Here is a 26,733-nt window from a genome sequence, read left to right as displayed (position 1 = left end):
TAGTCGCCGTTCCTGAAAGAATGATTCAGGTTTGCGAGGGGAAGATTCGGAAACCTAGTGCGCCACAGGATTCGAGCAACAAAAAAGGCCCCCGGAGGGAGCCTCTTTGTCATGCCCAAAGGCATCCGGTGAGTTGGTGCGGCCAAGAGGACTCGAACCTCCACGGGTCTCCCCACTAGCACCTCAAGCTAGCGCGTCTACCAATTCCGCCATGGCCGCGGAACTCGCCTCAGGAGCGTTTCTCCTGAGGTGGTGGTGGCTCTAACAGATCGATCCCGGCGCCGCAAGCCCATCTTTTCACTCCGTCGCGAAACTCGACATTTCGTTTGGGAAGGCGTGCATGGCGCGGCCTTCTATCCCTATATGAAGGGCAGATTCCGGGGTGGATTGACCGCTCCGTTCTTCGGGACCACAACAGCCCGCGGTGAGCAGAAGGAGAAACGGTGTCGAACCTGCGCGACAGCTTGGCCGACCGATTCTTGAGCGAAGGCGGATCGGATTGCATCGAATGGGCCATCGCCGAAGGGTTGACGCCCTACGAAGAGGCGGTCGCCTTCATGGAGGCGCGAGCTCAGGCGGTCGCCGATGGGCGAGCCCGTGAGCTCGTCTGGCTCGTGGAACATCCCCCGCTTTATACGGCCGGGACCTCGGCTCAGCCCACAGACCTCGTGGATCCGGACCGGTTCCCAGTCCATCAGACGGGAAGAGGCGGGCAATACACCTACCACGGCCCGGGCCAGCGGGTTGCCTATGTAATGCTCGACCTGAGGCGCCGCAGGCCGGATCTGCGCCGTTATGTGGCCGCCCTCGAAGCCTGGCTGATCGAGACCCTCGCGGCCTTCAACATCCGGGGTGAGCGCCGGGAGGACCGGGTCGGTGTCTGGGTACGCAGGCCCGACAAAGGCGAGACGGCCGAGGACAAGATCGCGGCGATCGGAATCCGGGTCCGGCGCTGGGCAACGTTCCATGGGATCAGCCTCAACGTGGAGCCGGATTTGTCCCACTTCTCTGGGATCGTTCCCTGCGGCGTGACCCGGCACGGGGTCACGAGCCTCGTGGATCTCGGAATTCCCGTGACCATGCCCGAGGTCGATGCGGTCATGCGCAAAGCCTTCGAGGAGATCTTCGGTCCCACCGAGAGGGTCGAAGCGCCGTTGCTTCCCGGCCACTGAGGGACAGTTTTTCACATCGGCCATGGTCAGGCTTCTCCTCCCGGCCGCTTCGTGCTCTAAGCTAGAGCAAACGGATGATCACTGGCGGATATTTCATGCAACGTACCCTCCTTGCTTCCCTTCTTCTCCTCGGCGTCTCGGCCTGCAGCTACCGCCCCGATCCGGTGGATCTGGTGAAGGTCGTCGATTCGCCGGCTGACGTGCGGGTTTGTCAGAATTTGGGAGAGGTGAGTCCCGTGGTGCCGACCACCCCCGGCTTCGGCTCCGCGCTCGACAGCATGAAGGAGGCCGTGGTCGCCCTGGGCGGCACGCATCTCTATCTGCAGCAGAACTCCCGCGACTGGTCGCTGGTGCGCGGCATCGCCTACCGCTGCGGCTCCGGCGTGGTGCGGAGAGAGGTCGTCATTCGGGCCAAGGGCTGACGAGCAGCCTCACGAACGGCGCTGCGCGGGCTCCCTGGTCCCAGCGACTGACGGAGGGCCCTCCGTTTCAGCCGTGACGGAACCACAAGAGAATCAGGGAGCCTGAAGCCGTGCCCGTTATCGCCACTTCTGCCGACTTCACCTCGGATGCCGCCCAGGCGAACCGCGCCGCCTGGGCGGAGCTTGCCCGTGACCTCCAGGCCAGGCGGCAGGCCGTTGCCGAGGGCGGACCCGCGAAGGCCCGCGAGCGCCATCTCGCCCGCGGTAAGCTCCTGCCGCGCGAGCGCGTGATGCGCCTGCTCGATCCGGGCGCTCCCTTCCTGGAAATCGGCTCTCTCGCGGCATACGGCATGTACGAGGACGCGATCCACGGCGCCGGCATCATCACCGGCATCGGCCGGGTCGAGGGCCGAGAGGTCATGATCGTCTGCAACGATTCGACGATCAAAGGCGGCACCTATTATCCGATGACGGTGAAGAAGCACTTGCGCGCCCAGGAGATTGCGCGCGAGAACCATCTGCCCTGCATCTATCTCGTGGATTCGGGTGGAGCGAACCTGCCTCACCAGACGGAAGTGTTTCCCGACCGGGACCATTTCGGCCGCATCTTCTACAATCAGGCGACCCTGTCATCGATGGGCATTCCGCAGATTGCCTGCGTCATGGGCTCCTGCACGGCGGGCGGCGCCTACGTGCCCGCCATGTCCGACGAGACCGTCATCGTGCGCCGTCAGGGCACGATCTTCCTGGGCGGACCGCCCCTGGTGAAGGCGGCGACCGGCGAGGTGGTGTCGGCGGAGGACCTCGGCGGCGCGGACGTTCATGCGCGCCAGTCCGGCGTCGCGGATCACTACGCCACCGACGACGTGCATGCGCTCGCCATCGTGCGCCGCATCGTCGGCACGCTGAACACCCGCAAGCGGATCGACATCGACATCGCCGAGCCGGTGGAGCCGAAATATGCGATCGAGGATCTCGATGCGATCGTGCCCACCGATCTCAAGAAGCAGTACGACATCCGCGAGGTCATCGCGCGCCTGGTCGACGGCTCGGAGTTCGACGAGTTCAAGCGGCTCTACGGCACCACCCTGGTGACGGGTTTTGCCCGGATCTGGGGAATGCCTATCGGCATCGTGGCCAACAACGGCATCCTGTTCTCGGAGAGCGCTCTGAAGGGCGCGCATTTCATCGAGCTGTGCTGCCAGCGGCGCATTCCGCTGCTTTTCCTGCAGAACATCTCAGGCTTCATGGTGGGCCGCCAGTACGAGGCGGGTGGCATCGCCAAGGATGGCGCGAAACTCGTCACGGCGGTCGCCTGCGCCCAGGTGCCGAAGATCACGCTGCTCGTCGGCGGCTCGTTCGGCGCGGGCAATTACGGCATGTGCGGACGCGCCTATTCCCCGCGCTTCCTGTTCACCTGGCCTAACTCCCGGATCTCGGTGATGGGCGGCGAGCAGGCGGCGAGCGTCCTTGCCACGGTCCGTCGCGACAATCTCGAAGCCGAAGGCAAGTCCTGGAGCACCGAGGAGGAGGAAGCCTTCAAAGCACCCATCCGCAACAAATACGAGGAGGAGGGCTCCCCTTATCATGCCACTGCGCGCCTCTGGGATGACGGAATCATCCTGCCGTCCGAGACCCGGCGCGTGCTGGCGCTCGCCTTCTCGGCCGCGCTCAATGCTCCCATTCCCGAAACGAAGTTCGGAGTGTTCAGGATGTAAGCCCGCCAATGCGCGCTTCGTTCGGAACCGGTTGAAGCCGGAGCGGGTTTCAACATATGCCAAAGAATCCGCGTGAGACATACCGCTCCGCGTATGCCGAGCAGATTGCGCGCCTGACCGGTCTTCGCGACAGGCGCATCGAACTGGCGTTTGCTGGCATTCCCCGTGAGGATTTCCTTCCGCCGCCGCCCTGGACCACGATCAGCGCCGGTATCTCGGTCCAGACCCATGACATCGCAGGCATCTACGACAACGTCCTCGTCGCCATCGACAAGGAACGCGGCATCAACAACGGTGAACCCGCGCTGCATGCGGCCTGGCTCGACGCGGTCGGTCCCCAACCGGGCGAAACCGTGGTCCATGTCGGAGCGGGCACCGGCTACTACACGGCGATCCTGGCGCGTCTGGTGGAGCCGGGTGGGCATGTGGAGGCCTTCGAATACGAAGCTGATCTTGCCGCCAAGGCCGAACGGAACCTGAGCGGCCAATTCAATGTGGTTGTGCATGCCGAAACGGCCTTCGGGCGCCCGCTCCCTGATGCCGATGTGATCTATGTGAATGCCGGAGTCACGGCCCCGGATGCCGAATGGCTGAAAGCCCTCAGACCGGGCGGTCGCCTGATCTTCCCGTGGCAGCCCCACAAGGGCTGGGGGCCTGCCGTTCTGGTCCGCCGCCTCTCAGACGGCTTCAGTGCCAAGCCGCTCATGACAGTCGGCTTCATTTCGTGCAGCGGCGCGGAACAGGAGGGATCGAAGCACCGCTTCAGAGAGTCCGATCTTGCCGCCGTGCAGTCGATCTGGCTCACCGAGGACAGGTCTCCGGATAGAACTGCGATCGCCGTTTACGATCACGTCTGGTTCTCCGCCGCGGCGGCGGAAGTGTAGAACCTATCCATCCTGTGTGCTTTCGCACCTTACGTAGCGGAATCATGGTCTAGGCTGACTCTCCTGGAGGACGGGAGAAGCAAGCTTCGTAAATGCTATAAAGTAATAAACGAGGGTTAAAAGTTGTTGCGCCCGAGCAACACCCAGAAACCTTCCTGATCCTGCCGCTCTTGGCCCGAGCGTCGCCGCGATCCCGCCATAAAGCGCGAGCACCTGTAAAAGTCAGCTAAAGTGCTTCTAAACCAACGCTTTATAGTGAGGCGCTTCAGGGGTGCAGCCGATTAACATTGTCGGACGGCCTGTTGCGAGGATCATTGCATAGGTGGCGCAGCACATGGCAGATCACGAAAGTTCCATCCTGGAGGGGGCTCTCGTGAGAACCGGATGGAAAAGAGTTGAAGTCCATGCACGCGCGCCTGATCGACATGATGAAGCAGATGAACCGTCGGGTGACGGTAGCCGCTTGCGCGTTCGCGCTGCTGGGAGCTTCCTCGGCCTTCGCTCTCGATGCCGCGCCCCGTCCCCAGCCTTTGACGCAGGCGCTGACGCCCGGCCTCGTTCCGGCCGTGAAATACGGCTCGGTTCGCGAGGCGCTGCGAACCGGAATGCGCGACTACAATGCGGGCGACAAGATCGGAGCCGCCGCGGCCCTTGAATATGCGGCGGGGCAGGGGCACACGCTCGCCCTCTGGAAGCTCGGCCGGATGTATGCGGACGGCGACGGCGTCGAGCACGATGACCTGAAGGCGTTCGAATATTTCTCCAAGCTCGCAGATCAGCATGCGGACGAGAGCCCGGATTCGCCCAATGCCATGGTCGTATCGAGTGCGTTCGTGGCGCTCGGCACCTATTTTCTGGATGGCATCAAGGGCACCTATGTGAGCGCCAATCCCGCCCGTGCCGTGGAGATGTTCAGCTACGCAGCCTCCTACTTCAGCGATTCCAACGCACAATACAACCTCGCCCGTCTCTACATGGAGGGTACGGGTGTCTCCCGCGATCCGCGACAGGCCGCGCGCTGGCTCAATCTGGCCGCGGAAAAGGGGCATCCGCCCTCCCAGGCTCTCCTCGGGCACATGCTGATCAACGGCCAGGGCGTGCCTCGTCAGCGAGCCAAGGGCCTCATGTGGCTCACGCTCGCCCGCGAGGCGGCGACTGCGTCCGGCAAGGACCAGTGGATCGAGAGCCTCTATGAGGAGGCCTTCGCCAACGCGGGGGAGAGCGACCGCAAGCTCGCTCTTGCTCTTCTCGAACAGTACATCCAGTCCCGCCACTAGCGCATCGTTGGGGTCGGCCCGGTTCTTTCTCCATCCGACCGGACGAGGGATATGGTCGGCATCGCCGCATGCGCTCGCCGCGTGATCACCGCCTTTCCTGTCATCATCGGCCTCGTACCGGTGATCCCGATTGATCGAGGGGCCGCGCTTTGCGGATCGGGATGGTCGGGCTGTGTCCGGCCATGACGGAATATCATGACCCCGGGAGGGCGTGACGAGGAGCGGCGCTCCGGGGCCTGGAACATTCGGCCCGAGGGATCCGATCTGATGCTCGCTCTTTCAAGCAGCGCATCATCCGGGTCCACACGATGCGCTATTCGATATCCAGATCCACCATCACCGGCACATGGTCGGAGGGTTTGTCCCAGCCGCGCACCTCCTTGCGGATTGATGCGCTTCTCAGCCTGTCCTGCGCCTGAGGCGACAGGAGGAGGTGGTCGATGCGGATCCCGTTGTTCCGCTGGAAGGCTCCAGCCTGGTAATCCCAGAACGAGTAGAGCCCCGGCTGATCGCTGCAGGCGCGCAGGGCATCGGCAAATCCCAGGTTCAGGAGCTCCCGGAACTTCCCTCGGCTCTCCGGCTGGAACAGGGCGTCGCTCGCCCAGGAACCGGGATTGGCGGCATCCTCCGGCTCGGGGATCACGTTGTAGTCGCCGCAGAGGATGAGGGATTCTTCCAGCGCCAGAAGACGGCGCGCATGGGCGTTCAGCCGGTCCATCCAGGCGAGTTTGTAGTCGAATTTTTGGGTGCCGATGGGGTTTCCGTTCGGCAGATAAATGGAGGCGACCCGCACGACACCCGCAGAAGTCGACAGAACGCCTTCGAGGTAGCGCGCCTGCTCATCGCTTTCGTCTCCCGGCAATCCTCGCCGCACGTCCTCGAGCGGGCTCTTGGAGAGAATGGCGACGCCGTTATAGGTCTTCTGGCCGTGGGTCACGACGTTGTAGCCGAGCGCTTCGACTTCGGCCCTCGGGAAGGACTCGTCAACGCATTTCAGTTCCTGGAGGCAAAGCACATCGGGCTCGGCGCTTCTCACGAAGGTGGCGAGGTGATCCAATCGCTGCTTGATCGAGTTTACGTTCCACGTCGCTATACGCATCTCGTCTGCCTCGTCTGTCTCTTTCAGCTTTCATCGGATGTTCGCGGAAAGCTTGCAAGGTGGCACCTGCCGCCATCCCCATTGTTGCGTTCCGTAACGCCCTCCCGAAACCCTCCTGGTTTCAGCCCATCGACAGCGCAGTCCGCCTTGCGCTACCACTCGGCTCGCATGCGCTCTGGCACATGCGGAATGCGCTGGTGCTATGGATCCTCCTGGCCGAAGCACTCGTGTGCGTTTCAGAGCGAAAGGTGCCCCATGTCCCGCGCTGAAATCCACGGCTATGCCATCGTCTCGGATAATGACCGCATTGCCGATGCCACGGGCCTGACCCCCGACGTGCTGCGCAACGATGCGGACTGGGCCTACTTCCAGGCCGAACTCAATCGGTCCGACGTGACGGTGCTGGGGCGACTGGGACACGAGGCCAATCCGAACCCTAGGAACCGCATGCGGGTGGTCCTGTCCACTTCGTCACGCGGCATCGAACGGCGCGCCGACGGGTGGTGGTGGAACCCGCAGATGTTCTCATGGGAGGAGGCGATCCGCATGGTTCTGCCGCATGGGGGCAGGGTCGCAGTGCCGGGCGGGCGACGGGTCTTCGACCTTTTCCTCGGGATAGGTTACGACGCATTTCACCTCACGCGTGCCGAGGGAATCGTGGTTCCGGATGGAATTCCGCTCTTTTCCGCCTGCGATGCCGGCAAGAGCGCGGAGGCGGTCCTCTCCGGATCTGGGCTCGAACCCGGCGCCAGGCAGGTGATCGACCCGGCGGGGCCGGTCAGCCTCGTGGTATGGCGGCGCTGATCTGCAACTTTCCGGGCGCGCGCCGAGTTTATGTGCGAGAGCCCTTGCGGGGAAAATCGCATGCGCTTCGCCATTCCAGCCGTTCTGATCGTTGGCAGCCTTATGGTCGGCACCGCCTGGGCACAGAGCTCGTCGTCGGGCGGCGGAGGCTCAGGAGGGGGCGCTGCTGGCGGGAGTGGGACTGGAACCTCCTCCGGCAGCACCGCGCCAGCGACAGGCGAGGCCGCCTCAGCCGACAATCCCATGGCCGTTCCACGCCTCAGGCAGGGGGCTCGGACCCCGCTCGATCGGGACACGAATATCGGTCGCACACCCGTGCAGAACAGGCCGAACACCGCTCCGACGCCTCCACCCGGCAACGAAGGCAGCACGGGAGGGGCCAGGGCGGGCGGGGCCGATGCCACCACGACGGGCGGCATTTCCGGCACCAAACGCCGGCCGGGCGAGCCTTCCGCCATCGGTCCTTCCCCCCGGGAGGAGGAACTGCTCAGGGAAGGCGAGCAGCTGGAGCAGAAGGCCCGGCGCGGCGTATGCGAGGGGTGCTGACGCTTCAAGCCGTATCGGCGATCCCCGCGTGCTTGCCGCAGAGGAATGTGGTGGCGGGCCTCTAAAAGCCCCGAAAATAAGGCTTTGGCGACTTCTGTAAGCATTCATTAACCATGCGCGCGCATCCTTTTTCGCGACCGATAAAAGGTGTCCAGGCGATTCACCGGGGGTAGTGCTCATGATTGACAGAAGTTTCGCAGAGACGATCCGCGAGAGGATCTCGGCGGTTGAACTCTTAACGGAGGCGATTGTGGAGCACGGGGCGGAGGCCGACCTGCGTGACCTGCGCGTTCTCCTGATCAACACCATGAGCCTGCTGACACGGGATCCGGGCGTCGAGGCAGCCGTCGACGATCTTTATTCCGCTGCAAGGGAAATGGTGAACGACGCTGCCGCCGGCGTTCATCCCGTGACCAGGAATGTCCGCTGCCTGCGCAGCGCCCTTGTCCGCTTCTCCCAGCGCGTACCGGTCGTAATGGGTCTGACGGAGCCCGAAGAAACCCTGCGCTTTCGCGGCTTGGAGGCAGCTTACGCAGTTCAGCTTGAGCGCAATACGACGGAAGCTGCGGATGAGGAGCCTGCTGTCCGCTCGGCGGCGTAGGGCGCCAGACATGAAAGCGGTCCCGCTTGCCCGGGATCGATCCATGCTTCTTCCTTGGACGAGAGCATCATCCAACACTCTCTTTCGGGATCGCACGTTGCGCCGGGCGCCGTGTCATGGCTCCCTCCCGTCATGGCCGGGCTCGTCCCAGCCATCCCGACCCGAAAAGCGCGGTGCTCGACGGACCGGGATCACCGGCACAGGGCGGGTGACGGTGCGGGGGAGCGAGCGAAAAACCGGGTCCACTTTCTCGCACGATGCCCTAAGGCGCTGACTGGACCAGCGCGGCGGCCAGACGCGCCGCCAGCGCTGCGTTATTCTTAACCAAGGCAATGTTCGCGGCCAGACTGCGTCCGCCCGTGCTCTCGAACAGGAACGACAAGAGGAAGGGCGTCACGGCTTTTCCTGCAATGCCACGGCGGCTGGCTTCGGCGACCGCTTGGTCGATAAAGCCTTTCATTTCCTGGGGCGGGATCTCATCCGCCTCCGGAACTGGATTGGCTACGAGAGTGCCGCCGTCGAGGCGGAGCGCCTCCTTGGTTCGAATGAGATCGGCAATGGCCTCCGGTGTGTCGAGCCGCATAGGAATGGGCAACCCGCTCGTCCGGCTCCAGAAGGCCGGAAACTCGTCGGTCTCGTATCCGATGACCGGCACGCCGCGTGTCTCAAGATATTCCAGGGTTCGCGGCAGATCGAGAATGGCCTTGGCGCCGGCGCAGACGACGGCAACGGGGGTCCGCGCCAGTTCGTCGAGATCGGCCGAGATGTCCATGGTGCTCTCGACTCCCTGATGAACGCCGCCGACCCCGCCGGTGGCGAAGATCCGGATACCTGCCAGATGAGCGCAGATCATGGTGGCGGCGACCGTCGTCGCGCCATGCCGCCTCGCAGCAACGGCGTAGGGCAGGTCGGCCCGACTGAGTTTCATCACGTCCTTTGCCGTCCCGAGCCACTCGAGCTCCTCATCCGTGAGGCCGATCTTGATCCGTCCGGCGATAACGGCGATCGTCGCCGGCACGGCTCCGTTCTCCCGCACGATGGTCTCGACCTCCCGGGCCGTCGCCACGTTCTGCGGGTAGGGCATGCCATGGGTGACGATGGTCGATTCCAGGGCGACGACGGCCCGACCGCGTTCGAGGGCGGATGCGACTTCGGGCGCGGCGTCGAGGAAACGGCCTGTCATTGCTTGGCTCATGAGAATTCCCCTTCAGCTTTTTGGCCGGCGCACCGCGCCAGGGCGGATGCCAGCAGGGCGGGCGAGAGGTCCGGGCGAACGCTGTGCGGACACTCCACGGTCAATGCCGCAGCGACCGTACCCGTTCGCACGGCTTCCGCCAAGGATTGGCCCCTGAACAGGGCAGCAAGGGTGCCGCCAATGAGAGCGTCTCCGGCTCCGGTCGCATCGACGACCTTGGCCGGCATCGAGGCTACGCTCGTGAATGCCGTGCGATCCATGGCGATCAGCCCGCCGGCGCCGAGGGTCAGGACGACCCTTGCGGCGCCGCATTCGAGCAAAGCGGTCGCGGTCTCACGCGGTGACGTGCTCGGATGCCCCAGAAAGGCTTGCGCCTCATCCAGATTGAGGAAGAGGAGACCGACGCCGTTGAGGTCGCGCGGCAGGCGCATGACTTTCAACGTCGAGACGGCATCGATCGCGAGCATCCGAGCGTCACGGCGAGCTAGATCAAGGAGATCATGCAGAGTCGGCGAGGGAAGGTTACAGTCGGCGAAGACCCACGATGAGGATGTTTCGGGCCAGACCTGGTGCAGGAGGGATGGGCTGAGGCTGTCGAAGATCGCCATGTCCGCCAAGCCGAGAGCGAGATCGCCGTCGGGGCCGAGGATCGCGACATACTCTGCCGTGGGATGCTCTCCGGAGGTCGCAAGATGCTGTGTGCCGATGCCGAGCCTCATGAGGTCCCTTCGGATCGCATTCCCGTCCTCGTCTCGACCCAGGAGCGAGACGAGAGAGGATTTCACTCCGAGCCGGGCGATGTTCTCTGCCACGTTCCGCGCCACCCCACCGAAAGAGCGTTCGGATGTGACAGGGTTGGAGGTCCTCAGTTGGACGGGCTTGCCGGCACGGTACTTCCGGTCGACGGTCGCACCGCCGATGCAGGTCACTTGGATCTGCCCTGGGCTCATGCATGCAGGCCTTTCATCTTGTGGCGCTCGTTTCCTAGGGAACTGATAGGCTAGAGCATCGGACCCAACATTGGACCCCCCTTCGGGATCCAATCCGATGCTCGCCTCATTCTGAGCATCACTGTGCTCTTTGTCGTCCCGATCGACTGCGATCATCGGTATCCGCTGGGGTAGCGGAACATCCCCTGCCTCCGCCAGTTGAGCAGCAGGGTTCCTGTCCGCTCTTGCCCCTAAGCACTCCTGCTTCGGTGTGCTCGACCCACATACCCTGTCGCCGAGGCCCGCGCTGCGTGGCGTTCGGTGCCGCGGCCGCACTTTTGTGGCTTTGTTGCTCCTCGCCTGGGAGGTGCTACTCCCTTTGAACGCCCCGCTTGAGACAAACGGCACAGAAATTGCAACAGCAGGCAAAGTAAGCCATGCGGCAATCCGATAGAATAAGAGAAATCTCCATGGGAGGGGCGACAGGAATGACCGCGAGAGATCTTCAGCGCTGCTTGTGCCAGAGGCTCAACAGCGACTGGGAACGGCATCAGGATTATCGTGACTTGGCGCTGTCGCTTCCGGAGACGGAAGTTCTCCGCCGCCTCACCACGGGCCAAGAACTGGGCGATATCGCCGCCCAGCTTTCAGTGAGCGAAGCCGCCGTCAAGGAGCACATCAGGTCCGTTTTCCGCAAGGCCAGAGCCAGGACGATGGCCGACCAAGCAGGGCGGCTTTCTGTTCTGTAACCTCTGCGGCAGCCCGAAATGTTCTGTCGGGGAAGGGCCGTACAGGGAGGATGCGGGACAAGTTGCATTGGTTGCCCGGCCCGCTTGTGCAGTGGCCGGAATCGGTGGTCTGCGTCCGGTGCCCTAGTGGCGATCGCCGCAGGGGCAAAAACCGACCCGATGCTCATTGCGGTCGGCACGACAGCATCAGCCTTCTTCCACACCGAGAACAAGTGAACAGCAGGGCCGGGGCATCCCTTGTCGCCGGGCTCTGATGGATCCGACAACGTCTCCTGATCGTGACCAGCGGAGGCGGCCATACGGAATCGGCCGGCGCGGTTCGCCGCGGTTGAAAGAGCAGAGCTGTTGTTGAGTTTCCGAATAAAGCCGACTACACAACGGGCTCGTTCCCACCCGAACATTCCCATGCATCGGCAATTCCATTTCATCAGACCGCACTGGCCAGCGTGGCGAAGCATTTGCTTGGTCAGGAGCCTCATTTTGCCGGGGCATGGGCACAGGCCGCGATCTTGCTTCGGATCCACATTCTCACCCCGAGCGATGAGATCCGCACAAACCGGCACCCTGGTCTTGGTGCCTTATCCCCCGCAGCCGGCTTGAACGATTACCGTTGCCGGCAAGGTCCGGCGACCTCCTTTCATTCCGCATCTTCATTCGGTGATGATGCAGGATCGCCGGATCTCAGCTTCATTGAGAGAAGGAGAGCCCTGAAGTGAACAGGGTATGGACGGAAGAAGAACTCGACATTCTGCGACGTGACCGTGCGGCAAGAATTCCGGTCCCTGTGACCGCCGCGAAGCTCGGAAGGCCGGTGCCTGCAACCTATGCCAGAGCGCGGCTGATCGGCACTCTCGTCCAGCCTCATCAGCCCTGGGACGAGGCGAGCGTCGCGCGCCTGCGCGAGTTGGTGTTGGCCGACCCGCCCATGACGGACAAGCGAATCGCGGAAGAACTCGGGAGGACCATCACCCAGATTCGCTGGAAGATGCAGGACCTGGATTTGATCGGCGTCAGGGATCTCTCGAAACTTGCAAAGATCACGGCGTCTGAAACGGCTTCTTCACGGGTTGCCAAGCTCCCCGCACAGAAGCCTGCGCCACGTATGCAACCTGCACCGCAGAAGCCTTCTTCCGCTCCACTCGTGACGCCGCAGGGGCCGGTTACGGATTCCGTACACAGGGCTGATCCTGCGCCGGTCGATCCTCGCACAGCCCTCGAGGGCGCCCTCGTGCGCCTCGAAGCCAAGCTGACTGAGCGCCTGAAGAACTCCATCTCCGAGACGGAGGCCGGCATGATTCGGGCGGCGACGGACGCCATCGCGGAGAAGCGCGGCATCGACCGACGTCTCGCCGATCTCGGCAGGCGGAGCGCCGAAGCTCTGGCCGAAAAGGCAAAAGCCGAGCGTATGAAGGTTCAGGCGGAGATTGCCGAAGCCCCTGTGCCCTCGCAGCGCCGGCTGCAAGATATCGTCGCAGGCCGTGAGGAGAAACCCGCACTGAAGGAGCCGAAGCGCGCAACTGCCCAACCCGTCGCGAAAAAGCCTGTCGTTCCCGCGACCCGGGGGGTGTCCCAGGCCCCGGTTTCTCGCCAGTCGCAGCCTCCAGCACCCCCTCCGGCCCCGAAAATCGTCGTCGTAGAGACACCGGTAGCGGCTCGTGCGGAGCCAAATCTGAGCCTGGATCCAGTTCAGGTGTCCGGCCGGGGCGGCTGGAAATCCGTGCGCCGGGATCCGGCACGCGTTGCGGCTCAGGCCAAGGCGAAGGCGAAGCCGACGAGCCGTGCCGATGCGGTCGATCTGGCCTTGGCTGCTCAGGCTGCCATCAACCGTTTCATCGCGGAACGCGGTGTCACGAAGACTGAGAGGAGCGGAATTCAGGCGGTTATCTCTCGCCTCCAGGCGCGGGGCTATATCGTGGTGCAGGACGGCGACGGGTGGGTGATCGACCAGCGTCATCGGGTCGACGGCGAATCCGCTCTCGTTGCATTCGCAGAAGCTCGCGGAATCTCGTTGGACGTTGCGGCGTGAGTGCCAGAGCGGGCATTGAGCATGCCCGCTCTCCTGCCTTCGGAACTCCAGGTTCAGTTGCATGCTATTGCGGTGCGAACGGGTTCTTCCACCCTCCTGCACGGGAGGGAGCCCTGGGCGGGTAGTGCTGAGCTAGATAATCGAGGATCAGCTCGCGCTCCGCGCCTTGGACGTCGGGCATGTTGTGCCTCTCGGTCATCCAGGTGAGCGTGTCGTCCCACTGCTCGCGTGTCTGGCCCTGGTTGGAGACCAGTCTGAAGCCATGGCAGGCGGTGCAGAGCCCGAACGTCTCGTCGCGTCCGGCCCCGGCCGGCAGATCCTCTAACCGCTCGTCCTGAGGCGTGAAGGCCGGTGTCTGGGCGGTGGCGCCGCCCGAGAGGATGAGGACGGCCAGCAGAAGGCCGGGTGCGAGCCCGGCCTTCCGAATCGAGGGTTTTTTGACCTGCATGCTCAACCCACCAGCACTGCGATCCGGTGCATCGGATTGCCGCCGTAGCCTTGCGGATTCCAGCCGGGCGCGATGTGAGGCTGCATCCGCCCCTGCGTGTCCGTGGCGCGGACCCAGAGTTCGTAATAGCCGTCGACCGGCAACTCCACGCTGGCTACCCACCGCGACCAGTCATAACGATTCTTCGGCGGAGTCAGTTGGGTTTGAGTCCAAGTTGCTCCGAAGTCGTTCGAGACGTCGACCCGCGCAACACCATGCTCCCCGTCCCAGGCGGCGCCGCGCAGCGCGATTGTCCGAGTTCCGGCTGGAAGGCGCGTGCCGTTCGCCGGATTGGTGATGATGCCCCGCACGGGCATGGATTCGAGAATGCGGAAGTTCGAATCGTCCGCCTTGCTGCCGGGAACCATCGGCCTGATCGCAACGCGATAGGAGGTGCCGGTCATGCCCTGCCCGTCGTGCTCCCTGTCGCGGATCCAGACACGGGTCAGCCACTTGTGGCTGAGCGATCCCGGCCAGCCGGGGATCACCAGCCTCACCGGTCCGCCATGGATGTTCGGCAGCGGCTCCCCGTTCATCGCCCAGACGATCAGACCATGTTCCTCCATCGCCTTCGGGATCGGCATCCCGCGGGACAGGGCCTCCTTCGACGGATCGCCCGAGAGATGGGGATCGGCGCCGTAATGGGCCGTGTACTTCGCCGTGTCCTTGAGGCCGGCGGCTTTGAGTACCTCCGCGAGGGGCACGCCGGTCCATTCGGCGCAGCCGGCGCCGCCATTGGTCCATTGATTGCCGCGGGCCTGAGGCTGGAAGAAGGAGCGGCCATTGCCGCCGCATTCCAGCACCATCCGGTACGTCCTGTTCGGAAAGCGCTGCTTGAGCTCCCCGAGGGTGAGGTCCAGCGGGCTATTGACCTCTCCGTCGATCTTGATCTTCCAGCTGTCCGGGTTCGAGGCGGGCTCGGGAATCTGGCCGTTGTTGCGGATGTAGAACTTGGCGGTCGGTGTCGTCTCGTCATCGAGGAGATGCTCCGGCGTTTCCGCCACCAGGGGACGCTCTCCAAGCACGGACAGCCCCGGGTCCTTGCCCGGGAAGCTGAATGGCTTCGGGCCTCCCGTTGCGTTGGCAGATGCTGCGCCGGATCCGGTTGGGCTCTGGGCCAGGGCTGCCGGGATCAGACCAGCCGGCATATGGGCCGAGAAGGGAATGGAGCCGCCGACAGCGGCGCCCATGGCCGCCAAGCCAGCTCCGTTGAGAAAGCCGCGACGGCTCACTTCCGTGCGGCGGCCGAAGACGACGGCATCGGCTCTCTCGGGATCCTGTGCATAGAGTTCGTCCAGCGATCGTTCGATTGTCCCGGTCATGGCGTTCCTCCCAATGCCCGAGCGCGGCCGGACCTCCGGCACGGCACCCGTGTGCACAGGGTTAATCGCTGGAAGGTTGCCGTTTATTCCCTGCGGGCCTCGGACCTCACCCGAGGCAGGGCCTGTTCATGAGATCGGCGGCGTCGGCGACGAGAGTGGAGCCCGCGGGCAGGGTGGCCGCTTGGGCGATCTGCACGACAGAGGCAAAGCGGTGGAGATCCATCCGGGTGGTGCTTGTCATCGTGTAGAGGTAGGGACCTGCTCTCCAGGAGGCGACCTGTTCCGCCAGACCATATTCCGGCAGGCTCTCGGCATCGTCAGACCGCATGATGGTCAGGCTCAGGCGGCAGCCGCGTTCCCCGACATAGCTTGCCCGAAGCGATGGAGGCGGTCCGTCAGAGGTGATCACCCGCTCGAGACGCAGATTGCTGGTCTCCAGATTCGGCAGCCGCAGGCCGCCAACCGTAACGTCGTCGGGGAGCCCCAAAGAAGCAGGAGCCAGAAGGCCATGAGGCGGGGGCGGCTGCTGTTGCGGCAGGCTGAGCACTGTCCCGAGCCCCACGCCGAGAATGACAGCGGCTGCGACGGCAGCGGAGCGACGTGCGCTCCCCGGACTGGCAGGCAGCGGCAAAGCTTTTGGCGGGGACTTCGTTTTGGCGGTTGCAGCCTTGAGGGCGGCTACGGCGGCAAATGCCCTTGCGGCATCCGGATCATCGGCGATCCGGGCCGCGGCTTCAGCCAGACGGTCGGATTCGAGTTCGCCGTCAGCGAGGGCATTCAGCTCCATCCAAAGCGCCTGGTGCGGGCCATGAGGGTTCATCGTATGGCCTCCTCCTCGACGAGAAGCGCCAGCAGCGCCGCGCGGGCGCGGGCAATGCGGCTCATGACCGTTCCGGGCGGGATCCGGAGACGTTGGGCTGCCTCGGCATAACTCAGTCCTTCCACGTCGATGAGGAGCAGAATGCGGCGATGGTCCTCGGAGATCCGCTGGAGAGCCTGCCGGACTGCCACAGCGTTGATGACGGAGCGATCGGCGAGTGAGGGACTGACCGGGTCCGGCCCGGGCGGAATCGGCAATGCCCTGCGCCTGAAGGCATCCACTGCCGTATTGCGGGTGATCTGGTAAAGCCAGGAGCGATAGGCACTGCGCTCTTGCGGAATCTTTTTGGCGCTCAGCGCGCGGATCGCCACCTCCTGGGCCACGTCACGTGCCTCCTCGGCGTCCTGGATGAATCGCCGGGCGAAGGCCCGGAGGGCCGGCAGGAGGGATGGCAGCAGCTCATGCGGTGTCGTGGCGGGGGCAAGGGGCTCTCCGCCAACCTGGCCCTCCACCGCGTGGAGCTTGCGGTAGCCCTTCGCCATCGGACCTGACCTGCCGCTGTTGCCCAGCTATCGAAGCACATTCCCTCAGCCTGTCAAGGACAGTTCGGGATGGGTAGCTCTTCGGGCGACCGGAAGCTGGTCGCGTCCCTGCGTCTGATCCGTGGATCAGGCAGGTCTTCTCCCTGCCATTTTCCTCGCTGCACCTATAGCTGGACAGCGGTTGGCCAGTTCCCCCCAGGGTGGCTGACGCCATGCCGCTCCCACCGTGAAAGGAGCTTGCGATGGTCCACGTGCCGCTTGGCCTCTCCGCCTGGGTTCTCTCTGTTTGGGTTCTTGGCCTCCTGCTGCTGGTTGGCACTGTGCCTGCCGATGCCGATGAGATCGAGGTGGACCTCGCACTCGTGCTGGCGGTCGATGTCTCGCAGTCAATGGAAACGGAGGAGCAGCTGTTGCAGCGCGAGGGCTTCATCGAAGCCTTCCGCTCTCCTGAGGTCCATGCGGCCATCCGTGGCGGAATGCTGGGCCGCATCGCCGTGGCTTATGTCGAGTGGGCCGGTGCCGCCGACCAACGGATCCTCGTGCCCTGGACGGTGATCGAAGACTCGGGTGATGCACACGGCTTCGCGGATCGGCTGGCGCGGGAGGCGACCCGCCGCGGGGGGTACACATCGCTGTCGGCGGTGATCGATCTGAGTGTGCAGCTGCTGCGGGCGAGCGGCTTTCGTGCCGTTCGTCAGGCCATCGACATCTCCGGAGATGGAGCCAACAACCAAGGCCGAAACGTCACCAAGGCCCGGGACGAGGCAGTGGCTGCGGGCATGACGATCAACGGGCTGCCGATCATGCTCAAGCGCCCGAGCGGCGCCTGGGACATCGAGGATCTCGATCTCTATTTCAGGGATTGCGTCATCGGGGGGCCTGGAGCTTTCATGATCCCCGTGCGCGAACGCCATCAACTGATCCAGGCCATCAGGACGAAGATCATCCGTGAGATCGTGGAGGTTCCGGATGTCGCGCCACGTCTCCAGCCGGCCCAGTCGGATAGGCGGGCGGATTGCCTTGCGGGCGAGAATCGGGTCCGGCAGCGATACGGCAACTGAAAAAGCCGCCACGGCAAGGATGGGAGGCTCCGCCACCCCGGAGGATGCTTCCGAACGGGCCGCGCAACCTGCTCTTTTTCTCAGTCGATCGGCTTCGGTTGGTAAGGGCGGTCAGGATCGACGGCGACCGCGAGACCATCGAAAGTGAGTTAGATCAGGTGCCCGAGCTCAAGTGCAGGGATGCCCCAACGTCAGAGGCTGTCGGTTGATTTCGGCCTCGACATGTATTGTCGGGAAAATCCTCGCGTCGAAGATCCCGATCCAGGATTGAAAGCGCGCCCGGAGTCGAGCGCGTTTCCAGTATCGGCGCATCATGGTATGTTTGTGCTACGTCAGGTTTGCCCGACAAGGTTCGGTGACCCGTGGCCGCTGGGGTGTATAAGGGGAGGCTGGAATGCGGGGCTCTCTCGCGATGGCCGCCGCCGTGGCGGTACTTGCCGTAATGCTTCCAGGTTTTGTTGGGGGCTCAGCTCCGGTTTCCGCTCAGGTCGCGAACGAGACCGCTCTACGCGCAAAGGTCACGCAATTCATCAGGCGACACGAGAAGGAGGCGGGCATTCCCTTGGAGAAAGACGCCAAGGTTTCGACACGCCTCGTCGATCTGAATGCTGACGGAACACCAGAGGCGCTTGTCATCATCAGAGATGCAAATTCTTGCGGTTCTCGCGGCTGTAGTGCCTTTGTGCTCGATTTGAGCGGACCAAGGGCAAGCAGTATTGGCGATCTCATCGCCGAAACGCTGGAGGCGTTGCCCAGCCGCACCGGTCAGTGGCGCGACATCTCCGTCAACGGTCACCGAATTCGCTTTCGGGGCGGGCGTTACGGCGGCTCCGCGGCTGACGCTGGAGATCCTAAATCGGAGTCCCGCGCTCAGGTGCAGACCAATTCTGGGGAATCTTCTTCTGCCCCCACCAGCAATGGGGTTAATCCACTGCCAACCTTTAAGGACTGTGACAATTGTCCAGAGATGGTCGTGCTGCCTGCAGGCTCCTATGGGATGGGCGCAACGGAGGAGGACAAGAACATCGCCTTCGCCGAGTGAGGAAACGAAATTCCACGGCATGAGGTGACACTCGAGTATTCATTCGCAATCGGAAAGTTTGAGATAACGGTCGCCGAATTCGGAGCTTTCGTAGACGAGACCGGCTTCCAGACGGGGGAGAGTGCCCTCCTCAACGTTCCGAGCCGTGGTCCCAAAAAGGGTAATTTCCTCGGCGCGACCAGCGCCAGGGCCGACGAGTACCTTCCCGGAATCTTCCCGGGAGGCAAGCCAGGAGGACCCGCGCTCGTGGAGCTTGCAGGTTTCCGAACGCCTGGCAGGGAAGTCGGGCGCACACATCCGGCCACTTGCATTTCCTGGAAGGAAGCGAAGGCCTATTTCGCCTAGCTCTCAGCCATGACTCGCCGGAAGTACCGATTGCCCACTGAGGCCGAAAGGGAATATGCGGCGCGCCGGAGAAACGAGGCCATACTGCTATGGCGGAGGGCAGAAAGAGCGCGGACTTACGACGGGCAACGTCGGAATGTCATGCGGCTGCCATCTGGAAAGGTCTTCACGAACTTGTCCGGCCCCTCCCATGCGATCCGGCTGACATGCGGGCGTCCGATGGCGCCCGGCTCGCCTGGTTCAGCGATTTCCGTTGCCGTCTCGGTCAGCCGGTTGCCCTGCAATCGCCAGGTCCCGATCACCCCTTCCGTCATATACTTGCCGTCCTGACTATAGAAAACCGGCTCGCCGCTATCGCAGCCAAGTGGGAATCGGACGCGTCTATGGAGTCCGAGCCATCGCCCCCTTAGTTTCCCGGCGGGGGATGCGGCCGCGCGGTCTGGCAAACCTTCCGATGAATTTGGAAGGCGCGGCGTATCGGGAGGCGGGGAGACTTCGATCCGCATTCGGAAGGGGGCGTGCTGACCCATCGGAAAGAGCGTAAAGACGCGCAGTTCGTAGGTTCCACTGCGGGTCACGAAGTCGAAGGCATCATTCGCGTCGCCAATGCCCTCGATAGCGATAGCGACGTTTGTCCCCGAGAGTAGCCGAACCTGGACTCTCTGGCCGTCTGACACGGCCAGCGAATAGCAGAGCGGGTCGACCGGACGATCGCGCGTTTCGGCCTTGACCGTACCGGAAACAGTGGCAGAGATCCCACCCGCCTTGAATTTTATGGGCCTGCAACGGCTCTTCGTCTCGTCGCCGGAACTGCGATGGGCCAGTGCGATGCGGTCGGGGCTGGCGGCGCTAACAGTGGGTTCAGCCGTCGGCATAAGAGCGAGGTGAGCAGGATTAGCTTGTGCGGCGCTCCCGCCGGTCACCAACAGGACCACTAAACCGAGTTGCCTCATGCATCGCATCTCCTATTGTTAATGGATGGGTCATCTCACTTCACTGCCGCGCGACAGGGTCGGCGATTTGCGGCCCACTACTCGCCAATGGCTCATCCTGTCTGCCGCGATGCTCCCACTCGCCGGACAAACTTCGCCTATTCGACGTTACTCCAAGGTGCCGCATCTTCTGACAGGACGTACCGCCGTAGCAACATTCTAGGCGGCTGCCGACAGGCTTGCAGATGATGTCGCCGGTTATCGAGCGATGTGGATCGGTCAAGGTAGCGAGGCCTTTGAACGCCTGCCCATCGGCGGCGTAGCAGGTCTTCGGGAAGCGATATGTCCACGCCTGAGCAATGGAGATGACCTTTATGTGGCCACGCTTGAAGGCCGTAATTGACCTTGAGCGGCCCTTCCGACGCACGCAGCCTGAAAATGGCGCAGCTATTCGACATGCCACTACGCCAGTTCGGCGTGCCCCTTTGCCGTTTGATGACGACAACAATGAAGGGAAGGGGCATCAAAAATTGTTTGGACTGGAGGCTACCTCTGAGATCAAGCTCTCAGCGAGGCTCGGCGAACTGCGAGGCAGGTTTCCTGAAGGTCCTGTCTAAACAAAAGGAAAGCGCCTCTCTTTCAAGGGGCGCTCCAAGGTCCGGCCCGTAGGGGCAAAAGTAATCGTGCCGGTATGTTTCATCTATTCGGGCGCATTCGCGTTGTCATGTCGGCAGATTACGATGGAGAAATACCCTCCACCCTTAGATGAAATGTTGTTTCATGTCAGTTTGACGCTCTCGAATTGAGCGGAATGGCCAATGAGCGCGATTGATGCCCTTGGTTGTGATGCAGACCTTTTACAGCCAAGTTTGGGCGATCCCGATCACAGGCAAACGATGGAGATTCAGCGACTTGCGCACGATGCGATTCTTGAACGGCAGCACCATGGGAGCTCAGATCCAGGCGTATGACTGGTCAGGCTCGCCGGTCGGTCCCATCGAAACTTGGCCGGAAGTGCTGCGTGTCACACTCGGCAACATGCTCCACTCTGCCTTCGCGACCTATCTCGCATGGGGGGCGGACCTCATCACCTTCTACAATGATCCCGCCCTTCAGCTGCGGGGGAACCGACCCGAGGCACTCGGGCAACCTCTGCCGCAGGCTTGGTCCGAGATATGGCATATCGTTTCCCCGATGGTCACGCGAGCCCTTCACGGCAAGACGACCTATGTTCAGGACGTGCCCATCGACATCGTGCAGCGAAGAGGCTACCCCGAGGAGACTTGGTGGACCGGCTCACTCAGCCCTGTCATGGACGCGGCTGACAACATTGGTGGTGTTCTCATTATCTTGCAGGAAACGACAGAGCGCGTGCTCACTGAGCAGCGGCTTCGGTTTCTGGTCGATCTGAGCACACGCCTGCGTGGGGTCAGTGAGGCACGCGAGGTCATGGCAACTGCCGCGGAGATGCTGGGGCGTCACCTGAGAGCCAACCGCGCCGGGTACTATGAACTGAGCGAGAGCGGGACGTCCTTTGCGATTGAGCGCGACTGGACCGATGCCACGACTCCAAGCCTTACGGGCGAGCACCGCACCTGTGACTTTGGCTCTCAGATCGACCGGGAGTTGAGGGCGGGGCGCACCGTGTGCATCGACGATCCCCTGACGCATCCGCGCACCGGGGAGGATCCCGTCGCCGCCGAGTTCCTCCAGGCGGGAAAGCGCTCAACCATCATCGCGCCCTTGGTCAGGGACGGGCGGATGGTCGCATCTTTCTATGTTCATCGGACCGAGCCGCGCCATTGGCGCGATGACGAGATAGCGCTGATTCAGGAGGTGGCCGAACGGACATGGGCCTCGATCCTGCGGGCCCGGGCCGAGACGGCGCTCCGGGACAGCGAGGAGCGGTTCCGGCAGTTTGCCGAGCACTCCTCCACCGTGCTGTGGATCCAGAATCTCGAGACCCGCGAGATGGAGTACATCAGCCCGGCTTACGAGGCGATCTGGGGCGAGCCCGTGGAGGCCGCCTTACGCGATCCGGGTCACTGGGCCAAGGCCCTTCATCCCGATGACCGTGACCAGGCGAGCTCCACTGTCGAGCGCGCCCAACGCGGGGAGGAGGGTACGCACGAGTACCATATCATTCGGCCTGACGGCGGCGTGCGCTGGATCCGTGACACGTTCTTTCCGATCCGAGATGAGCAGGGACGGATCCGGCGCGCTGGCGGCATCGCCCAGGATATAACCCAACACGAAGGCTCCACAGTCTATGTAGTAGGCGGCGACGAGGCCTCACGTCGGGACCTGTGCCTTCTGCTCCAGGGCGCTGGCTACGAGGTGAAGTCCTTTGCCTCGGCGCAGTCTTTCCTCGCGGTGGCGCCGGTGTTGGTGCCAGGCTGCGTGGTACTCGATACTCGCGGCCCCGAAGCCGGCGGGCTGACGATCCCGAGGGAGCTGAAGGCACGCCGGGCCGGGCTGCCGGTCATTGTGCTCGGAGAGGCCGGTCGGAATGTTGCGGTTGGGGTTCAGGCGATGAAGGCCGGAGCCGTGGATTTCCTTGATATCCCATACCAGCCTGAACAGGTGCTGAATGCGCTTGCTTCTGCCCAGGCGAGCATCCGAGAGAGGGCCGAGCAGGATCAAGCCACCGAGCGCGTGAGGGCGCTCGTTGCAGCGTTGCCACCCCGTGAGCGGGCTGTGCTGGATGGGCTTCTCGCAGGCGGCACCAACAAAACGATTGCGCGCGATCTTGGGCTCAGCCCGCGGACGGTTGAGGCGCACCGGGCTCGCATCATGGAGCGCCTGGGGGCCCAAAGTCTGCCTGAGCTGGTGCAGATTGCGGTCGGGGCAGGGCTGCAAGCCAGACCACCAGTCCGTTGAGCCGGCGCTCAGATAAGAGCGGCAAGTTGTGCAGCGCATTGGCCGGTCCCTTCCATCCACCGCCTTGGCTTCTCCGATGCCGCCGGGCAGGGCGGCCCTCTGACGGATCAGAAGCCCTGAGCTCAGCCGCAGCGGTCGGGAACGCATGTGCTCCTGGCTTGCCACCGGGAGCACATCACCATCAGGGCGACAGGTGCCAAAGTACGCGGCTGATGCGCTGGGATGCAGGCCTGAAGGATACCGGTCTTCTACGTAGGAATAGTCCGCCATGACACTCGGCCGGCGCAATGCATGCTGGTTGTATCGGCTTGCCAAGCTTGCGAGGCATCAGCCATGAGGAAAACACCTTGCCAGTGATTCAAGAGCCGTGCGGTGCCAGGCGCGATTTCACTTATCACCTCTTCCGGAATGGGCCGCGGCCTCAACTTCTCTGTGCCGTGGCGGCCGATCGCCCGCTGCCCGGGTTTCTGCTTGAGGAGCAGTGGCTACGCGAGGGCTCGCTTGGCCCTGCAGATAGTGCGCCACCGGGCTTCCGTGAGCGGGCTGCCGCCGCCGGTAACGGGTTGAATGGCTTTTACCTGTTCCAGTGCCTGTGCACGGGACACGAGCATGGCCAGACTTGCATCTCCACCAGGCGCAGAGCGGCATGACCGAAGAGGAAATCGAAGTCGTTGCTGAGGAACTGGCAAAGATCGGTGGGACGGCCTGGTATCCAGGACGCCAGCACGGGCCTATTCTGAGGGCTGTGACGGAGCGCTATCGGGAGCAGGCCCGCGTAGTCATTGCTGCCCTTGAGCGGATGAGGGCCGGCAGTGAGGCCGTTGCCGTTCCGGGGCCCGCAGTGGCTGAGAACCGCAACGTTGCTAAGTCCTCCCAGTCTGATGCAACTCAAGATATCCGACCTGGGTTGACGGTGATTTACCGGCCTGCTGGTGACCAGAGAGCCTATCCGTGCCGGGTGGTGGAAATCAGTGGCAGCCAAGCCTATCTGGCGCCAATCATGAGGACCTGCATCGGGTGGATCTCCATCGAAACCATCCTAGTGCCGCCGGAGGATGAGACCTCTGGAAAAGAGTGAACTCATCTGGCCTGCCCTACGATGCCTGAACAACCGCGGCAAATGGCTGAAATTGGCACAAGGTTCGCCTTGGGCGAATTTCTGCAACGGGGCGGTGAGCCGCCGCACATGTGATTGCTCACAAGGGTCGTCTTTGACCCTAAGCGGCCTTTCCGCCTCTCGCGTGGCCTTAGGTAGGGCAGCCGACTGGCGGAGCCAGGCACTTCAGCAAGGCTGCCCTGCGCCAGCACAGGTGCACGTTCTCGGCCTGATCGGTGTAGGATCGAACTGCCGTTCCTTGTGCCGAACACTCTGGAACCCTTCAACGACGCCTCTCCTCATACGGATCGGACATTGCATAGTCCTCAGACAAGCGGCCTCCAAAGGTTGCAATGGCTCGCCGGCGGCTTCCTGCTGACCTTCTCCTCTGCGTTTGGGCAGACGTTCTTCATTGCGCTCTTTGCCAGTGACCTCAAGGGCGAGTTCGGCCTGAGCGATGGGGCCTTCGGGACGTTCTACATGGCAGCGACCCTCGCGAGCGCTACCGTGCTGATGTGGGTCGGACGCGTGGCAGACCGGAGAGACCTGAAACGGGTGTCCGTGCTCACGCTGGCCGGCCTCGCCCTGACGGCCGCCGCGATGGCGAGTGTCACGGCGGCGTGGATGCTGTTTCCGGTCCTGTTCGGTCTGCGCCTTTTCGGGCAAGGGCTGCCCGGGCACATCTCGCTGACCGCGATGGCACGCTGGTTCGTCGCCCGCCGTGGGCGGGCCATCGCCATCGCCGCGATGGGCTTCCCCGCGAGCCAGGCGGTTTTGCCGATCATCGCCATCGCCCTCACGGGAGCGTATGGCTGGCGCATGACGTGGTGGCTGAGCGCCGCCGCCGTGGCCCTCTTGTCGATCCCTCTGATCCTGCTCCTGTTTCGCAATGAGCCCCACGAGCCGGAACGCTCCGCCATGCACGGCGCCGACCCGAGGGTTGTGCCTGCACGGCGCCAGTGGACACGGGCCGAAGTCCTGCGGGACCCGATCTTCTACGTCCTGATGCCCGGGGTGCTGACCTCGCCCTTCGTCGTCACGGGCATCTTCTTCCACCAGATCACCATCGTGCATGCCAAGGGCTGGGACCTGACCTGGTTCGTGGGCTGGTACGCCGCCAATGCGGCGACCACCGTGATCGCGACCCTCGCGACGGGTTGGGCCATCGACCGCTTCGGCGCGGCCCGCGTTCTCCCCGGCTTTCTCCTGCCCCTGGTCGCCGGCGTGGCGGTGCTGACGGCCTCGGATAACCCCTATGCGGCGCCAGCGTTCATGGTGCTGTCCGGCCTCAGCCTCGGCAGCGCCAACACGGTCCTGGGTGCGATCTGGGCCGAGCTGTACGGGACGCGGCACCTGGGCTCCATCCGTGCGCTCGCATCCTCCGGGGGCGTCCTGGCCTCGGCCCTCGCACCGGGACTGATGGGCTACCTGTTCGATGCCGGGGTGACGGTCACGCACCAGCTCGCGATGCTGGCGGCCTACACTCTGGTTTCTGCCTGCCTCCTCGTCATGGTCGCGCCGCGACTGAGGCTTCGGTCACGATAGGCAGGGAACGAGTTCGGGAAGAACGGACGACTCGAAAACGGCGAGCCTTTCCACGCGCAGTGGAGGCTCGTCGAGGGGCAATGCCACTTGTCCAGGAGGCATCTGAGGCGGGCAAGCCGCCGGACGTAGGAACGCGCTCGGCGCCGGGGCGGCGCGCAAGAAAGCTTGATTGGGAAACCCTTGCCGTATTCGGCGATGCCAGGAGCCGGAGGCGGGAACCAGCGGACGAAGTCCGCGGCAACGGCGGGCAGGCCGTCGTGATGGGCGTAGGCGCCGTAGCCCATTGGGCGCTCAGATATACGTTGCTCACGTCGCACAGGAGCCGGCGACCAGTCCGGCGCACCAGCTCCGACAGGAACTCAATCTCGGTCATGGTCGACGTCCGGAACCCGACATATGAGGATGGGTTCCCGATGAGGTATGGCCGGAGACGAGGATCGGATCGATGAAGCCGGAGAGACCGCGCATCCGTCGAAGATGGCGACGATCGATCCCGTTGGCGCTGCCGATGGATGCCCCGACCGTATGGATCAAGATCGGGTAATGGCTTGCGATCTCGGTCAGAAGTTCGGTCGCTTGCGGATTGGGGCGGACGCGATGCCTGGCGCGGCCGCGGCCAGGACCTCGGCATCGGCAGGCTTCGTGGTCCGGCCGTCAGAAGATCAGCGCCAGGATGCCGATCACAACCGCGAGGCCGATCAGGAAGATGATGCCGATGGTTCCTCCGAGTACTTTGAGCATGTGGTGTCCTTTCGCTGTCTGTCAGGAGGCAAATGAAGGAGACGGGGACCTCCCCTTATGGTTGAGCGTCGGCCTGCGGCCGGTTTGAGGGTCAGGTCCGTGTCCTTGAAGCGGCTGAAGGCTCCGCCGGTATCGGGGAGATGGAACTCCGTCCACCTCGTTCATCGATCGACCTCTAATGCTTGATGTTCAGGACGTGTGGGGCAGAAAGTGATCGGGACGCGGACTGTCCGCGCTTGATCGCCAGCCTCACGGTGTCCATGGTACCGATGGTGAACGCACGCCTTCCCTGAGGGTTGCACCTCAACTTTCTGAACCAGATGTGACCGCCACCGGCTTGGTTCAGACGTGAACCTCATGGGCTGAATTGAGAAGCATTCACCTCCTTGGCTGCATGTTCAGGCTCGGCATTCGCGGGGCTGCGCGCCACTTCCATCTTACTGCCGGTTTAGTGGAGCAGGGCGATATGATCTCCCGCGGCGTGGAAGGAGCGCTTCC

The 26,733-nt window shown here is 63.4% G+C and carries 25 protein-coding genes, 1 tRNA gene and 1 pseudogene; 17 read left to right on the top strand and 10 right to left on the bottom strand.

Features of this window, described 5'->3' with window-relative positions; genetic code table 11:
* Positions 1–134: 134 nt before the first annotated feature.
* Positions 135–219: transfer RNA gene (locus tag GR328_RS22160), tRNA-Leu, on the bottom strand.
* Positions 220–479: 260 nt separating this feature from the next.
* Here GR328_RS22160 and lipB point away from each other — a divergent pair.
* The 5 genes from lipB (at position 480) to GR328_RS22135 (ending at position 5,473) form a co-directional block, all read left to right on the top strand.
* Positions 480–1,172, top strand: a complete 693-nt coding sequence (gene lipB, locus GR328_RS22155) for a lipoyl(octanoyl) transferase LipB (RefSeq protein WP_425487066.1) — start codon at positions 480–482, stop codon at positions 1,170–1,172.
* Positions 1,173–1,267: 95 nt separating this feature from the next.
* Complete coding sequence (locus tag GR328_RS22150; RefSeq protein ID WP_160887740.1) at positions 1,268–1,594, top strand: hypothetical protein; 327 nt, start codon at positions 1,268–1,270, stop codon at positions 1,592–1,594.
* 110 nt (positions 1,595–1,704) lie between these two features.
* Entirely contained in the window at positions 1,705–3,312 is a 1,608-nt protein-coding gene (locus GR328_RS22145; protein ID WP_160887739.1) for a carboxyl transferase domain-containing protein, read from the top strand.
* 56 nt (positions 3,313–3,368) lie between these two features.
* The gene (locus GR328_RS22140; RefSeq protein ID WP_160887738.1) at positions 3,369–4,196 is read left to right on the top strand and encodes a protein-L-isoaspartate O-methyltransferase family protein; all 828 of its coding nucleotides are present in this window, start codon (positions 3,369–3,371) and stop codon (positions 4,194–4,196) included.
* Between the two features lie 437 nt (positions 4,197–4,633).
* Positions 4,634–5,473, top strand: coding sequence for a tetratricopeptide repeat protein (locus tag GR328_RS22135; RefSeq protein ID WP_246216033.1), 840 nt, complete (start codon positions 4,634–4,636; stop codon positions 5,471–5,473).
* A 313-nt stretch (positions 5,474–5,786) separates the two neighbouring features.
* On the opposite strand, the gene xth is transcribed toward GR328_RS22135, so the two are convergent.
* Positions 5,787–6,572: an exodeoxyribonuclease III gene (gene xth, locus GR328_RS22130; protein ID WP_160887737.1), complete on the bottom strand. Its 786-nt coding sequence runs from the start codon at positions 6,570–6,572 to the stop codon at positions 5,787–5,789.
* Positions 6,573–6,827: 255 nt separating this feature from the next.
* Here xth and GR328_RS22125 point away from each other — a divergent pair, with 255 nt between their 5' ends.
* The 3 genes from GR328_RS22125 to GR328_RS22115 all read left to right on the top strand — a co-directional run bounded on the left by GR328_RS22125 (position 6,828) and on the right by GR328_RS22115 (position 8,523).
* The gene (locus tag GR328_RS22125; RefSeq protein ID WP_160887736.1) at positions 6,828–7,376 is read left to right on the top strand and encodes a dihydrofolate reductase family protein; all 549 of its coding nucleotides are present in this window, start codon (positions 6,828–6,830) and stop codon (positions 7,374–7,376) included.
* 60 nt (positions 7,377–7,436) lie between these two features.
* Entirely contained in the window at positions 7,437–7,922 is a 486-nt protein-coding gene (locus tag GR328_RS22120; RefSeq protein ID WP_160887735.1) for a hypothetical protein, read from the top strand.
* Positions 7,923–8,100: 178 nt separating this feature from the next.
* A complete protein-coding gene (locus tag GR328_RS22115; RefSeq protein WP_160887734.1) occupies positions 8,101–8,523 on the top strand; it encodes a hypothetical protein in 423 nt (140 codons plus the stop codon).
* Positions 8,524–8,785: 262 nt separating this feature from the next.
* On the opposite strand, the gene GR328_RS22110 is transcribed toward GR328_RS22115, so the two are convergent.
* Together GR328_RS22110 and GR328_RS22105 are read right to left on the bottom strand one after the other, a co-directional pair.
* Positions 8,786–9,706, bottom strand: coding sequence for a pseudouridine-5'-phosphate glycosidase (locus GR328_RS22110; RefSeq protein ID WP_160887758.1), 921 nt, complete (start codon positions 9,704–9,706; stop codon positions 8,786–8,788).
* An 8-nt stretch (positions 9,707–9,714) separates the two neighbouring features.
* Positions 9,715–10,668 carry a carbohydrate kinase family protein gene (locus tag GR328_RS22105; RefSeq protein ID WP_160887732.1) on the bottom strand — a complete coding sequence of 318 codons (954 nt, stop codon included), beginning with the start codon at positions 10,666–10,668 and terminating at the stop codon, positions 9,715–9,717.
* A 467-nt stretch (positions 10,669–11,135) separates the two neighbouring features.
* Here GR328_RS22105 and GR328_RS22100 point away from each other — a divergent pair, with 467 nt between their 5' ends.
* Positions 11,136–11,396: a LuxR C-terminal-related transcriptional regulator gene (locus GR328_RS22100; RefSeq protein ID WP_160887730.1), complete on the top strand. Its 261-nt coding sequence runs from the start codon at positions 11,136–11,138 to the stop codon at positions 11,394–11,396.
* A 712-nt stretch (positions 11,397–12,108) separates the two neighbouring features.
* Entirely contained in the window at positions 12,109–13,422 is a 1,314-nt protein-coding gene (locus tag GR328_RS22095; RefSeq protein WP_160887728.1) for a hypothetical protein, read from the top strand.
* Positions 13,423–13,486: 64 nt separating this feature from the next.
* Here the strand turns inward: GR328_RS22095 and GR328_RS22090 are convergent, their stop codons facing one another.
* From GR328_RS22090 to GR328_RS22075, 4 genes are all read right to left on the bottom strand, one after another.
* A complete protein-coding gene (locus tag GR328_RS22090; RefSeq protein WP_160887726.1) occupies positions 13,487–13,870 on the bottom strand; it encodes a hypothetical protein in 384 nt (127 codons plus the stop codon).
* A gap of 2 nt (positions 13,871–13,872) precedes the next feature.
* Positions 13,873–15,231 carry a sulfite oxidase gene (locus GR328_RS22085; protein WP_160887724.1) on the bottom strand — a complete coding sequence of 453 codons (1,359 nt, stop codon included), beginning with the start codon at positions 15,229–15,231 and terminating at the stop codon, positions 13,873–13,875.
* A gap of 106 nt (positions 15,232–15,337) precedes the next feature.
* Positions 15,338–16,051: a hypothetical protein gene (locus GR328_RS22080; RefSeq protein ID WP_160887722.1), complete on the bottom strand. Its 714-nt coding sequence runs from the start codon at positions 16,049–16,051 to the stop codon at positions 15,338–15,340.
* The gene (locus tag GR328_RS22075) at positions 16,048–16,593 is read right to left on the bottom strand and encodes an RNA polymerase sigma factor (RefSeq protein ID WP_160887720.1); all 546 of its coding nucleotides are present in this window, start codon (positions 16,591–16,593) and stop codon (positions 16,048–16,050) included. Before GR328_RS22075 ends, GR328_RS22080 begins: the two co-directional genes overlap by 4 nt.
* 242 nt (positions 16,594–16,835) lie before the next feature.
* Here GR328_RS22075 and GR328_RS22070 point away from each other — a divergent pair, with 242 nt between their 5' ends.
* The 3 genes from GR328_RS22070 (at position 16,836) to GR328_RS22060 (ending at position 19,041) form a co-directional block, all read left to right on the top strand.
* Positions 16,836–17,654, top strand: coding sequence for a DUF1194 domain-containing protein (locus GR328_RS22070; RefSeq protein ID WP_160887718.1), 819 nt, complete (start codon positions 16,836–16,838; stop codon positions 17,652–17,654).
* A 394-nt stretch (positions 17,655–18,048) separates the two neighbouring features.
* A complete protein-coding gene (locus GR328_RS22065) occupies positions 18,049–18,696 on the top strand; it encodes a hypothetical protein (protein WP_160887716.1) in 648 nt (215 codons plus the stop codon).
* Between the two features lie 9 nt (positions 18,697–18,705).
* Complete coding sequence (locus tag GR328_RS22060; RefSeq protein WP_343039454.1) at positions 18,706–19,041, top strand: SUMF1/EgtB/PvdO family nonheme iron enzyme; 336 nt, start codon at positions 18,706–18,708, stop codon at positions 19,039–19,041.
* Positions 19,042–19,157: 116 nt separating this feature from the next.
* On the opposite strand, the gene GR328_RS22055 is transcribed toward GR328_RS22060, so the two are convergent.
* Positions 19,158–19,994 (bottom strand): hypothetical protein, encoded by an 837-nt coding sequence (locus GR328_RS22055; protein ID WP_160887712.1) that lies wholly within the window; start codon positions 19,992–19,994, stop codon positions 19,158–19,160.
* Between the two features lie 900 nt (positions 19,995–20,894).
* On the opposite strand from GR328_RS22055, the gene GR328_RS26945 reads away from it, so the two are divergent.
* The 3 genes from GR328_RS26945 to GR328_RS22040 all read left to right on the top strand — a co-directional run bounded on the left by GR328_RS26945 (position 20,895) and on the right by GR328_RS22040 (position 25,494).
* The gene (locus tag GR328_RS26945; RefSeq protein ID WP_246216032.1) at positions 20,895–22,853 is read left to right on the top strand and encodes a PAS domain-containing protein; all 1,959 of its coding nucleotides are present in this window, start codon (positions 20,895–20,897) and stop codon (positions 22,851–22,853) included.
* A 646-nt stretch (positions 22,854–23,499) separates the two neighbouring features.
* Positions 23,500–23,931: a hypothetical protein gene (locus tag GR328_RS22045; protein ID WP_160887710.1), complete on the top strand. Its 432-nt coding sequence runs from the start codon at positions 23,500–23,502 to the stop codon at positions 23,929–23,931.
* A 333-nt stretch (positions 23,932–24,264) separates the two neighbouring features.
* Positions 24,265–25,494 (top strand): MFS transporter, encoded by a 1,230-nt coding sequence (locus tag GR328_RS22040; RefSeq protein WP_160887708.1) that lies wholly within the window; start codon positions 24,265–24,267, stop codon positions 25,492–25,494.
* On the opposite strand, the pseudogene GR328_RS28650 reads toward GR328_RS22040, so the two are convergent.
* Positions 25,457–26,028: pseudogene (locus tag GR328_RS28650) on the bottom strand (multinuclear nonheme iron-dependent oxidase). The gene GR328_RS22040 and the pseudogene GR328_RS28650 sit on opposite strands and share 38 nt — an antisense overlap.
* Between GR328_RS28650 and GR328_RS27680 the strand changes: the two are divergent.
* Positions 25,972–26,271: a hypothetical protein gene (locus GR328_RS27680; protein ID WP_170304151.1), complete on the top strand. Its 300-nt coding sequence runs from the start codon at positions 25,972–25,974 to the stop codon at positions 26,269–26,271. The pseudogene GR328_RS28650 and the gene GR328_RS27680 sit on opposite strands and share 57 nt — an antisense overlap.
* The last annotated feature ends 462 nt before the right edge of the window (positions 26,272–26,733 follow it).

The organism is Microvirga makkahensis (assembly GCF_009830105.1).
GTDB classification, from domain to species: domain Bacteria; phylum Pseudomonadota; class Alphaproteobacteria; order Rhizobiales; family Beijerinckiaceae; genus Microvirga; species Microvirga makkahensis.
Note: the sequence above shows the minus strand (reverse complement) of the source record. Positions and strands in the feature narration are given on the sequence as shown.